This window comes from Streptomyces tatrensis (assembly GCF_049310065.1).
GTDB lineage: Bacteria > Actinomycetota > Actinomycetes > Streptomycetales > Streptomycetaceae > Streptomyces.
This window is the reverse complement of sequence record NZ_JBMDLB010000011.1, coordinates 2,824,561-2,838,369: the sequence shown is the minus strand read 5'-3', so window position 1 is coordinate 2,838,369 and position 13,809 is coordinate 2,824,561. Positions and strand designations below refer to the sequence as shown.

Annotated in this window: 9 protein-coding genes; 5 read left to right on the top strand and 4 right to left on the bottom strand. The window is 72.2% G+C overall.

Features of this window, described 5'->3' with window-relative positions:
* Nucleotides 1-187 precede the first annotated feature (187 nt).
* From sucB to ACODT5_RS28540, 3 genes are all read right to left on the bottom strand, one after another.
* Complete coding sequence (gene sucB, locus ACODT5_RS28550) at nt 188-1,945, bottom strand: 2-oxoglutarate dehydrogenase, E2 component, dihydrolipoamide succinyltransferase (RefSeq protein ID WP_422522045.1); 1,758 nt, start codon at nt 1,943-1,945, stop codon at nt 188-190.
* 54 nt (nt 1,946-1,999) lie between these two features.
* On the bottom strand, nt 2,000-3,388 hold the full coding sequence (lpdA, locus tag ACODT5_RS28545) for a dihydrolipoyl dehydrogenase (RefSeq protein ID WP_250742547.1): 1,389 nt from the start codon (nt 3,386-3,388) through the stop codon (nt 2,000-2,002).
* Between the two features lie 295 nt (nt 3,389-3,683).
* On the bottom strand, nt 3,684-5,222 hold the full coding sequence (locus tag ACODT5_RS28540; protein WP_422522044.1) for a leucyl aminopeptidase: 1,539 nt from the start codon (nt 5,220-5,222) through the stop codon (nt 3,684-3,686).
* 344 nt (nt 5,223-5,566) lie between these two features.
* On the opposite strand from ACODT5_RS28540, the gene ACODT5_RS28535 reads away from it, so the two are divergent.
* From ACODT5_RS28535 to ACODT5_RS28515, 5 genes are all read left to right on the top strand, one after another.
* On the top strand, nt 5,567-7,591 hold the full coding sequence (locus ACODT5_RS28535) for a hypothetical protein (protein WP_422522043.1): 2,025 nt from the start codon (nt 5,567-5,569) through the stop codon (nt 7,589-7,591).
* A 161-nt stretch (nt 7,592-7,752) separates the two neighbouring features.
* Nucleotides 7,753-9,285, top strand: a complete 1,533-nt coding sequence (gene pelF / locus ACODT5_RS28530) for a GT4 family glycosyltransferase PelF (RefSeq protein WP_422522042.1) — start codon at nt 7,753-7,755, stop codon at nt 9,283-9,285.
* The gene (locus tag ACODT5_RS28525; RefSeq protein ID WP_422522041.1) at nt 9,282-10,925 is read left to right on the top strand and encodes a hypothetical protein; all 1,644 of its coding nucleotides are present in this window, start codon (nt 9,282-9,284) and stop codon (nt 10,923-10,925) included. The genes pelF and ACODT5_RS28525 overlap by 4 nt, the downstream gene beginning before the upstream one ends.
* A 61-nt stretch (nt 10,926-10,986) precedes the next feature.
* Entirely contained in the window at nt 10,987-11,649 is a 663-nt protein-coding gene (locus tag ACODT5_RS28520; RefSeq protein WP_422525065.1) for a spherulation-specific family 4 protein, read from the top strand.
* The gene (locus ACODT5_RS28515) at nt 11,646-12,530 is read left to right on the top strand and encodes an endo alpha-1,4 polygalactosaminidase (RefSeq protein WP_422522040.1); all 885 of its coding nucleotides are present in this window, start codon (nt 11,646-11,648) and stop codon (nt 12,528-12,530) included. Before ACODT5_RS28520 ends, ACODT5_RS28515 begins: the two co-directional genes overlap by 4 nt.
* Before the next feature lie 53 nt (nt 12,531-12,583).
* Here the strand turns inward: ACODT5_RS28515 and ACODT5_RS28510 are convergent, their stop codons facing one another.
* Nucleotides 12,584-13,765 carry a sensor histidine kinase gene (locus ACODT5_RS28510; RefSeq protein ID WP_422525064.1) on the bottom strand — a complete coding sequence of 394 codons (1,182 nt, stop codon included), beginning with the start codon at nt 13,763-13,765 and terminating at the stop codon, nt 12,584-12,586.
* Nucleotides 13,766-13,809: the final 44 nt, after the last annotated feature.

The window sequence follows — 13,809 nt, the reverse complement described above, 5'->3', positions numbered from 1 at the left end:
TTGATGCGTAGACAATACGGCGGCGCCGCTCGTCGCGATGCGTTCCTGGTCAGAGGCGCAGCGTGAGGCTGGTTACAGCCGTCAACCGGAATGCCCCAGCGTACGACGACGGCGCCCCCGCCCGGGACTTGTAGGTCCGGGCGGGGGCGCCGTGCGGGACAGCCGCTGTGAGCTGCCGTGGAGAGCCTTACAGGCCGAGCTCGACCTCGAACTCGCCGGCCTCGAGGATCGCCTTGACGGCCGAGAGGTACCGGGCCGCGTCCGCGCCGTCCACCAGGCGGTGGTCGTAGGACAGGGTCAGGTACGTCATGTCGCGGATGCCGATGTTCGTGCCCTCGGCGGTCTCGATGACCACCGGGCGCTTGACCGTCGCGCCGATGCCCAGGATGGCGACCTGGTTCGGGGGCACGATGACCGTGTCGAACAGCGCACCGCGCGAGCCGGTGTTGCTGATGGTGAAGGTCGCGCCCGACAGCTCGTCCGGCGTGATCTTGTTGCCGCGGACCTTGGAGGCCAGGTCGGCGGTCGCCTTGGAGATGCCCGCCAGGTTGAGGTCACCGGCACCCTTGATGACCGGGGTCATCAGGCCCTTCTCGGAGTCCACGGCGATGCCGATGTTCTCCGAGTCGAAGTAGGTGATGGTGCTCTCGTCCTCGTTGATCCGGGCGTTGACGACCGCGTGGGCCTTCAGCGCCTGGGCCGCGGCCTTGACGAAGAACGGCATCGGGGACAGCTTGACGCCCTCGCGGGCGAGGAAGCCGGCCTTGGCCTTCTCGCGCAGCTTCATGATCTTGGTGATGTCCACCTCGACCACGGAGCTGAGCTGCGCCTGCGAGTGCAGGGCCTTCATCATGTTGTCGCCGATGACCTTGCGCATGCGGGTCATCTTGACGGTCTGGCCACGCAGCTCGGAGACCGCGGCGGCCGGAGCCTTCGCGGCCGGAGCGGCAGCGGCCGGAGCCGGGGCGGCAGCGGCGGCCTTGGCGGCCTCGGCGGCGGCCAGGACGTCCTGCTTGCGGATGCGGCCACCGACACCGGTGCCCGAGACCACGGACAGGTTGACGCCGGACTCCGTGGCGAGCTTGCGCACCAGCGGGGTCACGTAGGCACCCTCGTCACCGGCGGAAACCGGGGCGGCGGGGGCGGCTGGCGCCACGGGGGCGACCGGAGCCGGAGCGGCGACCGGGGCCGGAGCGGCCACGGGGGCAGCCACGGGCGCCGGAGCGGCCGCGACCGGAGCCGGGGCGGCAACGGGAGCCGGGGCGGCAACCGGAGCCGGAGCGGCGACCGGAGCCGGAGCGGCGACCGGAGCGGCCGCGGGAGCCGCGCCCGCCGCACCGATGACGGCCAGACGTGCGCCGACCTCGGCGTTCTCGTCCTCGGCGACCAGGATCTCCAGCAGGACGCCGGCGACCGGGGCGGGGATCTCGGTGTCGACCTTGTCGGTCGAGACCTCGAGCAGCGGCTCGTCGGCCTCGACCGACTCGCCGACCTGCTTCAGCCAGCGGGTGACGGTGCCTTCGGTGACGGACTCGCCCAGGGCGGGGAGCACGACATCGGTGCCGGTGGCGGCATGGCCCCCGGCAGTCACAGCAGCGGCCGGGGCCTCGGCGACCGGGGCGGGGGCCGCGGGGGCCTCCACGACCGGAGCCGGAGCAGCGGCGGCCGGCTCGGCGGCCGGAGCCGCGGCAGCGGCCGGCGCGCCCGAACCGTCGTCGATGACGGCCAGCTCGGCGCCGACCTCGACGGTCTCGTCCTCGGCGACCTTGATGGAGGCCAGGATGCCCGACACGGGGGACGGGATCTCGGTGTCGACCTTGTCGGTCGAGACCTCGAGCAGCGGCTCGTCGGCCTCGACGCGCTCGCCCTCGGCCTTCAGCCAACGGGTGACAGTGCCCTCAGTGACGCTCTCACCGAGCGCCGGAAGGGTTACGGAAACCGACATGGTTTCAGTTGCTCCTAACGAATGTGCGGAAGTGGTCGTCGCGCCCAGTGACGATTAGTCGTGTGCGTGCAGGGGCTTGCCGGCGAGCGCCAGGTGCGCCTCGCCCATCGCCTCGTTCTGCGTCGGGTGCGCGTGGATGAGCTGCGCGACCTCGGCCGGCAGGGCTTCCCAGTTGTAGATCAGCTGGGCCTCGCCGACCTGCTCGCCCATCCGGTCACCGACCATGTGGACGCCGACCACGGCACCGTCCTTGACCTGGACGAGCTTGATCTCGCCCGCGGTCTTCAGGATCTTGCTCTTGCCGTTGCCCGCCAGGTTGTACTTGAGGGCCACGACCTTGTCCGCGCCGTAGATCTCCTTGGCCTTGGCCTCGGTGATGCCGACGGAGGCGACCTCGGGGTGGCAGTACGTGACGCGCGGCACACCGTCGTAGTCGATCGGGACGGCCTTGAGGCCGGCCAGACGCTCCGCGACCAGGATGCCCTCGGCGAAGCCGACGTGCGCGAGCTGGAGGGTCGGGGCGAGGTCGCCGACGGCCGAGATGGTCGGCACGTTGGTCTGCATGTACTCGTCGACCACGACGTAGCCGCGGTCCATCGCGACGCCCTGCTCCTCGTAGCCCAGGCCCTGGGAGACGGGGCCGCGGCCGATCGCGACCAGCAGCACCTCCGCCTCGAAGGTCTTGCCGTCGGCCAGGGTGACCCGAACGCCGTTCTCGGTGTACTCGGCCTTGTCGAAGAAGGTGCCGAGGTTGAACTTGATGCCCCGCTTGCGGAACGCGCGCTCCAGCAGCTTGGAGCTGTTCTCGTCCTCGACCGGCACGAGGTGCTTGAGGCCCTCGACGATGGTGACGTCGGTGCCGAAGGACTTCCACGCCGAGGCGAACTCGACGCCGATGACGCCGCCGCCCAGGACGATGGCGGACTCGGGCACGCGGTCCAGGACCAGGGCGTGGTCCGAGGAGATGATGCGGTTGCCGTCGATGTTCAGGCCCGGCAGCGAGCGCGGCACGGAGCCGGTCGCCAGGAGCACGTGGCGGCCCTGGATGCGCTGGCCGTTCACGTCGACGGACGTCGGCGAGGAGAGGCGGCCCTCACCCTCGATGTAGGTCAGCTTGCGGGAGGCGACCAGACCCTGCAGACCCTTGTACAGGCCCGCGATGATGTCGTCCTTGTACTTGTGCACACCCGCGATGTCGATGCCCTCGAAGGTGGCCTTGACACCGAACTGGGCGGCCTCGCGAGCCTGGTCCGCGATCTCGCCCGCGTGCAGCAGAGCCTTCGTGGGGATGCAGCCGTTGTGCAGGCAGGTGCCGCCGAGCTTGTTCTTCTCGATCAGGGCAACGTCCAGACCCAGCTGGGATGCGCGCAGTGCCGCGGCGTAACCGCCACTGCCGCCGCCGAGGATCACTAGGTCGAAAACGGTGCTGGCGTCGTTCGCCACGTCACGTCCTCCATGCATGTGCGCCGAGCACCGGTCCTCTGTGACCGGGCGGCGGCTGGTATACGGCCGCTTTTTCTTCGGCCCTGTGGTGGGGGCCCTGTCCTGCCGAGAACCCATCTTCGCATTTGTCGGCGGAACGCGGGACGCCGGGCCTGCCCTGGGGCAGGTCGTTCTGCCCGAACCGGGGGTTACCGCAGCGTAGAAACCTACGGATTTCGTTGTCAGTGAACAGGCCCCGGCCGCGATCAGAAAAACTGATCATGGCCGGGGCCCGTGTGAGCTCAGCTGCCGGGCGTCAGCCCAGGTCGCCCGTGGACGTGCGCTCGGCCAGGCGCACCAGGGTGCGGACGGCCGAGCCGGTGCCGCCCTTGGGGGTGTAGCCGAACGGGGCGCCCTCGTGGAAGGCGGGGCCCGCGATGTCGAGGTGGGCCCAGGTGATGCCCTCGCCGACGAACTCCCGGAGGAAGAGGCCGGCCACCAGGCCGCCGCCCATGCGGACACCCATGTTGGCGATGTCGGCGGTGGGGGAGTCCATGGACTTGCGCAGGTCCTCGGGGAGCGGCATCGGCCACGAGGCCTCGCCGACCTCCTCGGCGATCTCGTGGATGGAGGTGCGGAAGGCGTCGTCGTTGGCCATGATGCCGAAGGTGCGGTCGCCCAGGGCCATCATCATGGCGCCGGTCAGGGTCGCCACGTCGACGATCGCGTCCGGGTTCTCCTCGGAGGCCTTGGTCAGCGCGTCACCCAGGACCAGGCGGCCCTCGGCGTCCGTGTTGAGCACCTCGACGGTCTTGCCGCTGTACATGCGCAGCACGTCGCCCGGCTTGGTGGCCGAGCCGGAGGGCATGTTCTCGGCGAGCGCGAGCCAGCCGGTCACGTTGACCTGGAGGCCGAGCTTGGCGGCCGCGACGACGGAGGCGAAGACGGCGGCGGCGCCGGCCATGTCGCACTTCATCGTCTCGTTGTGGCCGGCCGGCTTCAGGGAGATGCCGCCGGAGTCGTAGGTGATGCCCTTGCCGACGAAGGCGAGGGTCTTCTCCGCCTTGGGGTGGGTGTAGGAGAGCTTCACCAGGCGCGGCGGGTTCTCGGAGCCCTTGCCGACGCCCATGATGCCGCCGTAGCCACCCTTGATCAGGGCCTTCTCGTCCAGGACCTGGACCTTGATGCCGTTCTCCTTCGCGGCCGCGCTGGCGACGGCGGCGAAGGCCTCGGGGGTGAGGTCGTTCGGCGGGGTGTTGACCAGGTCACGGGCGATGTTGATCTCGGTCGCGACGATCGTGGCGCGCTCGGCCGCGGCCTTGTGCTCCTTGTCGCGCGGCTTGGCGCCGAGCAGGGCGATCTCGGCGAGCGGCTGCTTCGGGCCGCTGTTCTTGCCGCCGTCCGAGGCCTTCTTCTCGCCGCCCTGGTAGGCGGTGAACGCGTACGCGCCCAGCAGCGCGCCCTCGGCCACGGCCGTGACGGCGGAGGCGTCGTCCAGGGGGAGCGCGAAGCCGGCCTTCTTGGCGCCGTGCAGTGCGCGGGCGGCGGCGCCGGCGGCACGGCGCAGCGCCTCCTCGTCGTAGGACTCGTCCGTGTCGGGGAGGGCGCCCAGCCCGACCGCCAGTACGACCGGGACCTTGAGGCCGTCCGGGGCCGGCAGCTTGGTGGTCTCGCCTTCGGCGCCCGAGGCACCGAGCGCGTCGAGCACGGCGGCGAGCTTGCCGTCGTACGCCTTGTCCACGGCCTCGGCGCCCGCGGCGACGACGGGGCCCTTGGGGCCCTTCGCCACGCCGACGACGAGGGCGTCGGCGCGCAGCGTCGCCGGTCCGGCAGTGCTGAGAGTCAGAGCAGTCACGGTGGTGAATTCTCGCTTCCGTTTTGGTGGTGTGGGCCGAGTGGGTGGACGGCCGTCCGTAGCGATCGTATTCGGGCCCGATGGCCGCCGGAAATGAGCCTACGCGTACGTACTCGTCCGCACGCCACTCGAAGGTTTGGCAAGTTGTTCGATCACGAGGCGGGCAGGTTCACCCATCTGTGGCTTCTGTTCCAGGTTTGCCTCTTAGGCCTGACGAGGTCCGAAACACTCGGACCACTCTCGCAAGGGGACGCGGGGTCCCTTTGCATCATTTCCACAGAGCCTCCCCGGTCTGGCCCAACGCCACAGGCCGAAGTCGAGGATCTGCGGGGGGAAAGGCCGAAATGGTCCACAAGAACCGGATGAACAGGCTCGCCGCCGTCTGCCTCGCGGCCGCCATAGCATCCGTCGCGGTACCCGGAGCGGCCGCGCAGGCGGCGGTCACTCCGCGGGTCGACCTGAGGGTCCTCGTCGTCGACGACGGCGGGAGCTCGGTCGAGGCGATCACGGCGGAACTCCGCGACACGGGGGTTCCGTACACCCGCATCGACCTGGGCAGCGGGAGCCGTCCGGTCGTCAACGCGGCGTTCCTCGCCGACACGGTCGACGGTCGGCCGCGCGCCAAGTTCCAGAGCGTGGTGCTGCCGAACGAGAACCCGTTCGGGACGGGCTCGGCCGAGATGGCCGCGCTCAGCGCGTACGAGACGGCGTACGGGATCCGCCAGGTCGACGCGTACACCTGGGCGCACCCGGGCGTCGGCCTGGAGTACACCGACAACGGAGGCTACAGCGGCACCCTGGACGGCACCCAGGCCGATGTCACCGCCGCCGGCAAGGCGGGCCCCTTCGCCTACCTCGGGGGGCAGGTGGCCTTCGAGGACAACTCGGCGCTGATCCCCGAGAGCTACGGGTACATGGCCAAGCCGCGGCCGGGCTACACCAGCTACCTCGACGCCCCGGTCGGCTCCGGACGGGCCTCGCTCGTCGGCGAGTACACCCACGACGGGCGCAGCGAACTGGTCGTCACCTTCGGCTACAACCAGTACCAGCAGCAGTTCCGGCTGCTGGCCCGGGGCATCGTCGAGTGGATGACCCAGGGCGTCCACCTCGGCCAGGAGCGCAACTACTTCGCGGTCCACGTCGACGACGTCTTCGCCCCAGACGCCCGCTGGAACAAGGACCTGAACTGCACCCCGGGCGACTACGCCTGCGCCGGCGGCGAGGGCCAGGAGTCCACGATCCGGATGACGGCCGCCGACGCCGTGTACGCGGCGCAGTGGCAGACGTCCAAGAACTTCAAGCTCGACATGCTCTTCAACGGCGGCGCCGGTGAGGAGTGGAAGGCGGAGAACGGCGGGGTCGACGCACTGACCGCCCAGCTCGTCGCCGACCGGGCGAAGTACCGGTGGATGAACCACACCTACACCCACCCGTTCCTCGGCTGCGTCCAGGACACCACCACCGTCCCGTGGACCTGTACGAAGAACAGCGCCGGCGCGATCAACTACATGAGCCGCGCCGAGATCTCGGCGCAGATCCGGGACAACAACAACTGGGCCGTCTCCAAGGGCATCACCACCGACCGCACCGAACTGGTCACCGGTGAGCACTCCGGCCTCAAGACGCTTCCGCAGCAGCCCCAGGACAACCCCAACCTGGCCGGCGCGCTCGCCGACAACGGCGTGAAGTGGGCGGGCAGCGACAACTCCCGCGAGCCCGCGCAGCGGGCGGTCGGCGCCGCGCTGACCGTCCCCCGGCACCCGATGAACGTGTACTACAACACGGGCACCAACGCCGAGATGGCCGACGAGTACAACTGGATCTACACCAGCCGGGCCGACGGCGGCAGCGGCATCTGCGAGGACAACCCCGGCACCTCCACCTGCCTGCCGGACCCGCTCGACGCCACCACCGGCTACCTGGACTACATCGTTCCGGCCGAGGCCAGGACCGCCATGCGGCACGTCCTGAACAACGACCCGCGCCCGCACTACGTCCACCAGTCCAACCTCGCCGAGGACCGCACGCTCTACCCGGTGCTGAACCAGGTCCTCGACACCTACCGCACCCTCTACGCGCCCTCCGCGCCCATCGTGAACCAGAGCATGAAGGACACCGGCGTCGAGCTCCAGCGCCGCGCGGCCTGGAACGCCGCGGTCGCCGCCAACCAGGTCACCGCCTACCGCATCGGCAAGGTCGTCACCGTCAAGGCGCCCTCCGGAGTCGTGGCCCCGGTCACGGCGCCCACCGGCACCAAGAAGCAGCTCCTGCTGGGCACCGCGGACTTCGGCACCGCCTACGCCGGCACCCGCTCCGCCTGGACGGCTCCCGAACTGCTCCAGAGCGCCGTCACGCTGAACATGCCCTGACGCTCCACCTGCCCTGACCAGCGGTCACGCCCTGACCACCGATCAAGCCTCGACCACCGGCCGGGCAGCACGTCACAAGACAGCCACGCGTACCACCTAGCGCCGGCGCTCCGCGAACCACGGGCGCCGGCCCCTTTTCCGTCCTTGGGGGGACACACCGCATGAGCCATGGGCGCCATGTCACCATGCTCACCGAAGGCACCTACCCGCACGTCCACGGGGGCGTCAGCACGTGGTGCGACCAACTGGTCCGCGGCATGCCGGAGGTCGACTTCAACGTCATAGCCCTGACCGGCTCCGGACGTGAGCCGGTCACCTGGGAGTTGCCGCGCAACGTCTACCGACACACCAGCGTTCCCCTCTGGGGTGCTCCGCCGCCCCGCAGACTCCGCTCAGGACTGCGCGGCAAGGCCCGGCGCGGTTTCGCCGAGACCTACGAGACCTTCCTGCTCTCCCTGCTCGACCCCGCCCGCGGCGGATTCTCCGAATCCCTGCGCGAGCTGGCCGCCCTGGCCCGCTCCGGGCGGCTGGCCGCGGCCCTGCGCTCCGAATCGGTGCTGCGCCTGCTGATGACCGTCTGGACCCGCCCCGGCCTGGTCACCGCCGCCGCCGAGCCCACCATCCACGACGCGCTCACCGCCACCGACCTGCTGGAACACGCCCTGCGCCCGCTGTCCGTGCGGATCCCGCCCGACAGCGTCGCCCACGCCGTCAGCAGCGGACTGGCCACCCTCCCGGCGCTCGCCGCCAAGTACCTCGACAAGGTGCCCTTCCTCCTCACCGAGCACGGCATCTACCTCCGCGAGCGCTACCTCGGCTACCGCAGCGCCGAACAGCGCTGGCCCGTCAAGGCGCTCATGCTCGGCTTCTACCGCGAGCTCAACACCGAGGGCTACCGGCAGGCCGACCTGATCACCCCGTGCAACCAGTACAACCGCCGCTGGGAGGAGCGCGGGGGCGCCGACTCCGAGCGGATCCGCACCGTCTACAACGGCGTCGACCCGCACGCCTTCCCCGAGGCCGGTCCCGAGCCGGAGGTCCCCACCCTCAGCTGGTGCGGCCGCATCGACCCCATCAAGGACCTCGAAACCCTCATCCGCGCCTACGCCTTCATGCGCGACGAGCTCCCCGCCCTGCGGCTGCGCCTCTTCGGGCCGGTCCCGGCCGGCTGCGAGGAGTACAAGCTCAGGTTGGAGAAGCTCGCCGCCGAGCTGGGGGTGAGCGACGGGATCTCCTACGAGGGCCGCATCGAGAAGGTCGCCCAGGCCTACGCGGCCGGCTCGATCGTGATGCTCTCCTCCATCAGCGAGGGCTTCCCCTTCTCCATCATCGAGGCCATGTCCTGCGGCCGCACCACCGTCTCCACCGACGTGGGCGGGGTCCGCGAGGCCGTCGGCGACACCGGCCTCGTCGTCCCCCCGCGCGAGCCCGAGACCATGGCCCGCGCCACCCTCGCCCTGCTCCGCGACGACGAACGCCGCGCGGAACTGGGCCGGATGTCCCGCAAGCGGGTGGTGGAGAAGTTCACGCTCCACCAGTCCGTGGACGGCTTCCGCCACATCTACCGCGAGCTCGCCGGCCAGCCCGTCCTGCCCGTCCACGTGGGCGACGAGTGGACCCAGCGCCTCGCCGACCCCTGGTACAAGGGCGACCCCTGGTACAAAGAGCTGGCCGCCGACGGGAGCCTGTGGTGAGCGGATCCCTCTGGCTCAAGCCGCCCGGCCCGGACGGGGCCTGGGTGCCCGTCGGCCACGCCGCGGCGGCCGGGCGCGGTACGGCGCCCGCCGCGGACGCGGCCGACGCGCTGCCCGGCATCCCCCGGCCGCGCCGCGAAGGACGCGAAGGCGGCGAGGGACGCGAAGGGCGCGAGGGGCGCGACGGACCGGCCGCCGACCCGATGGACGAACTCGCCGAGCGCCTCGACGTGTTCATCGCCGCCGCCGTCCACCCCGACGAGATCGCCGCCGTCCTGGAATCCGACGGCATGACCGACGAGCACATCCGCCTCGCCTACGGCCGCCAGGACTCCTTCGGCCTCGCCGAGGAGCTCTACGCCCGGGTGCCGCGCTCCTTCCCGGAGCCCGACAAGGTCCCCGACCCCTGGAAGGTCCCCCTCACCGCCTGCCTCCTGCGCGGGGTGATCTTCGCCCTGCCCGGGCTCGCCTACCTGCTGGGCGCGCCCCTGCTGGACGGCCCCAAGGACCGGCTGGGGCTGCCCGCCGGGACGCTCACCCTGCTCGCCGGGGCGCTCATCGGCTGGGTCTGGGACCAGACCCTGTCCCACCGGGCGTACTCCTGGCTCGGCCTCGGCGACCGGGCCGCCGCCGGGCGGACCCTGCTCGCCGGAGCCCCCGCGGGGGCCCTCCTGGGCACCGCCGCCGCGCTGGCGGTACCCGGCGGGCCCCCCTTCTCCTACGCCTTCGCCGCCGGTCAGGCCCTGTACGTCGGGGCCGCCACCGTGCTGCTCGTCCTCGGGCGGGAGCGCCTGCTGCTGGCCGCGCTCGCACCGATGGCCGTCGGGGCGCTGCTCTCGCTCTTCCTGGAACTGCCGATTCCCGTCCGGGTGTTCCTGCTGACGGCCTCCCTCCTGGCCGCCTGCGGCCTGGCCGGACGGGAACTGCCGCTGGCCGACGGCCTACGGGCCCTCGCGCTCCGAGTCCGAGGCTGGACGGAGCACCGGCCGGGCGAACGGGGCCCGGTGCGCTGGCAGATGCTGCGCGGCGCCGAGGAGGTGTACGCACCGCGCGGACCCCGGCTCGGGGACTCCGTCCCGTACGGGGTGTTCGGTCTGGGCACCGGCCTGCTCGTGCTGTACGCGGCCCTCGGGGAGGTGCTCGCCGGCGGTCCCGCCGAAGCGGTCGCGGCCCCGTCGGCGGTGGCGCTGACCCTCAGCATGGGCCCCGCCGAATGGCTGCTCCACCGGTTCCGCAGCGGCAGCCTCGCCGGCCTGCGCGCGGCCCGCTCGCCCCGGCAGTTCTGGCTGCGCATGCTCTCCACCCTGGCCCGGTGCCTCGCCACCTACCTGGCGGTGCTGCTGGCCCTCGGCGTCACCGGAACCCTGCTCTGGCCCGGCGCGCCCGGCCTGACCGGGGTCCGGGTCGCCACCCTGCTGCTGCTCGGGGCCGTGATGTGGACCGGGCTGCTCCTGCAGTCCTTCGGGGCGGTCCGGCCCGCCGCGGTGGTCTGCGCCTCGGCCGCCGTCGCGCAGAGCCTGGCCCTGCTCCTGGGCCTCGGCCAGCCGCGCGCCGTGCAACTGGCCGTGGCCGGAGCCGCGGCGCTCGCGCTGGGCACGCTGGTCTGCCTGCTGCTCGGCCGTGCGACGGCCCACCGCTGACCCCGGCAAGCCGCTCCCGCCACCCCCGACGCACGTGACCCCGTACGAGAAGAAGGACCTCATGCTCCTGGTGCCCCTCTACGAGCACCCCGCCGACCGCCCCGAGTACTGGGAGCGGCTCATCCGCTCCGCGGGCCGGCTGCACTCCGTGGTGCTCAACCCCGCCAGCGGTCCGGGCGAGGCCCCCGACGAGCGGTTCGCCGCCGTCGCGGAAAGGCTTCGCGGGGCCGGGGTGCCCGTCCTCGGGTACGCCGACACGGACTACGGGCGCCGCCCGCACGCCGCGGTGGTCCAGGACCTGCTGCGCCACCGCGACTGGTACGGCACCGACGGGACCTTCCTGGACCAGGCCGCGGCCGGTCCGGAGTTCCTGCCGCACTACCGGCGGCTCGTCGTCGCGGCGCGGGCCGCCGGAGCCCGTACCGTCGTCCTCAACCACGGAGTGCACCCGCACCCGGGCTACGCCGAACTCGCCGACCTGCTCGTCACCTTCGAGGGGCCCTGGGACGCCTACCGGGACGCCGCCGCGGTGCCCCCGTGGACCGCGGACCATCCCGCCCACCGGTTCTGCCACCTCGTCTACGCCGTCCCGCCGGGCGCCCCGGCCGCCGAACTCGCCGAGCGGCTGGCGGCCCAGCGGGGAGCGGGGGTGCACTGCGCGGTCCCGGGGACCGGCGCGCACCCGTGGGGGACCCTGCCGTACGCACTGGAGGCCGCCGGATGAGACGCCCGTCCGCCCGCCCGTCCACCCGCCCGTCCGCCGACCCGTCCGCCCGCTCGGCGGTGCGCCGCCGCCTGCTGTTCCTCGTACCCCTCCTCCTGCTCGCGGCCTGCACCTCCGGCCCGGACCGGGACGAGGACGGGGAGGACCGGCCCGACGACCTCTCGCCCGCCCCCGCCCCGGGGGAGCGCTGGCAGCCGGCGCCCGGGGTCAGCTGGCAGTGGCAGATCACCGGGAAGCTCGACACCTCGGTGAAGGCGGCGGTCTACGACATCGACGGGTTCACCACCACCAAGGAGCAGGTCGCCGAGCTGAAGGCGGCCGGCCGGCGGACCATCTGCTACCTCTCCACCGGTGCCTGGGAGGACTTCCGGCCCGACGCCGGGGCCTTCCCGGCGTCGATGCGCGGGGAGGGCAACGGCTGGGAGGGCGAGCGCTGGCTCGACATCCGGCGGCTCGCGGAACTGGAACCGCTGATCGCCAAGCGGTTCGACATGTGCCGCGACAAGGGCTTCGACGCGGTGGAGCCGGACAACATGGACGCCTACCGCAACAAGTCCGGCTTCCCGCTCACCGCCGGCGACCAGCTGGACTACAACCGGCTGATCGTGCGCCTCGCGCACGACCGGGGCCTGTCGGTCGGCCTGAAGAACGACCTGGACCAGATCCCGGAGCTGGTGGGGGACTTCGACTTCGCGGTCAACGAACAGTGCGCCCAGTACGACGAGTGCGGCCGGCTGACCCCCTTCATCGCGGCGGGCAAGGCGGTCTTCCACGTGGAGTACGAGCTCCCGGCGAGCCGGTTCTGCGCGGCCTCGCGCGCGCTGAAGCTGAGCTCGCTGGAGAAGAAGTACGACCTCGGCGCCTGGCGGAAGGCCTGCTGAACGCCTGCTGAGCGCCTGCTGAGCGCCTGCCGGGGGAGGGCCGGGGCAGCCGCTCAGCCCACCGGGAGGATCGCGTGCACCCGGTAGCCGCCCCCGAAGCGGGGCCCGGCGAAGCAGGTGCCGCCCAGGGCCACGGCCCGCTCGCGCATGCCGAGCAGGCCGTGTCCGCCGCCGGGATCGCCGGGTTCCGGCGAGGGGTCCGCCGCGCAGCCGCCGTCGTCCAGCACGGTCACCTCCACCGAGCCGCCCACCCGCACCACGCTGACCTCGGCGCCGGCCTCCGGGCCCGCGTGCTTGCGGACGTTGGTCAGCGCCTCCTGGATCACCCGGTACGCCGCCAGGTCCACGGCGGCCGGCAGCGGAACCGCGGCGGCCGGGCCCAGCTGGACCATCACCTTCACCGGGAGCCCGGCGTTGCGGAAGGTGTCCACCAGGTCGTCGAGGACCGCCAGACCGGGCGCGGGCTCCGTCGGCGCCTCCGGGTCGCCGGACTGGCGCAGCAGCCCGACGGTCGCCCGCAGCTCGTTCAGGGCCGAGCGGCTGGCGTCCCGTACGTGCGCCAGGGCCTCCTTGGCCTGGTCCGGGCGCTTGTCCATGACGTGCGCGGCCACCCCCGCCTGCACGTTGACCAGGGCGATGTGATGGGCCACCACGTCGTGGAGGTCCCGGGCGATCCGCAGCCGCTCCTCGGCGACCCGGCGCCGGGCCTCCTCCTCTCGGGTCCGCTCGGCGCGCTCGGCCCGCTCCTGGATGGCGTCGATGAAGGCCCGCCGGCTGCGCACCGCGTCCCCCGCCGCCGCGGCCATGCCGGTCCAGGCGAAGATGCCGAGGTTCTCCTGCGCGTACCAGGGCAGCGGCCCGGCGAGCATGGCCACGCCCGTCAGCCCGGCCATGGTGAGCAGGCCGAGCCTCCAGGTGGTGGGCCGGTCGGTGCGGGAGGCCACCGTGTACAGGGCGATCACCGTGCACATGGCGACGGGCGCCCGTGGCTCCCCGGTGGTCAGTTCCAGCAGCGAGAGCCCGACGGCCACGGCCAGCACGGCGCGCGGCCGCCGGCGCCGCAGCACCAGGGCGCCCGCGCCGAGCACCATGAGGACCAGCGAGAAGGGCTCGGGGGTGCGGGTTCCGAAGGTCGGCCCGTGCTCCCCGTGCGGGTCGGCGAAGGACCCGACGACCATGGCGACGAGCGCCCCGAACGCCAGTACGGCGTCGGTGGCCAGCGGATGGTCCCGCATCCACTGCCGCGTGGGGGCGAACGGCCCGAGGTGTGTCGTCACCC

What these genes read in the sequence shown, in the direction of transcription:
- sucB (WP_422522045.1), bottom strand. Translation starts at nt 1,945, where the DNA reads ATGTCGGTTTCCGTAACCCTTCCGGCGCTCGGTGAGAGCGTCACTGAG.
- ACODT5_RS28535 (WP_422522043.1), top strand. Translation starts at nt 5,567, where the DNA reads ATGGTCCACAAGAACCGGATGAACAGGCTCGCCGCCGTCTGCCTCGCG.
- pelF (WP_422522042.1), top strand. Translation starts at nt 7,753, where the DNA reads ATGAGCCATGGGCGCCATGTCACCATGCTCACCGAAGGCACCTACCCG.
- ACODT5_RS28520 (WP_422525065.1), top strand. Translation starts at nt 10,987, where the DNA reads ATGCTCCTGGTGCCCCTCTACGAGCACCCCGCCGACCGCCCCGAGTAC.
- ACODT5_RS28515 (WP_422522040.1), top strand. Translation starts at nt 11,646, where the DNA reads ATGAGACGCCCGTCCGCCCGCCCGTCCACCCGCCCGTCCGCCGACCCG.
- ACODT5_RS28510 (WP_422525064.1), bottom strand. Translation starts at nt 13,765, where the DNA reads ATGCGGGACCATCCGCTGGCCACCGACGCCGTACTGGCGTTCGGGGCG.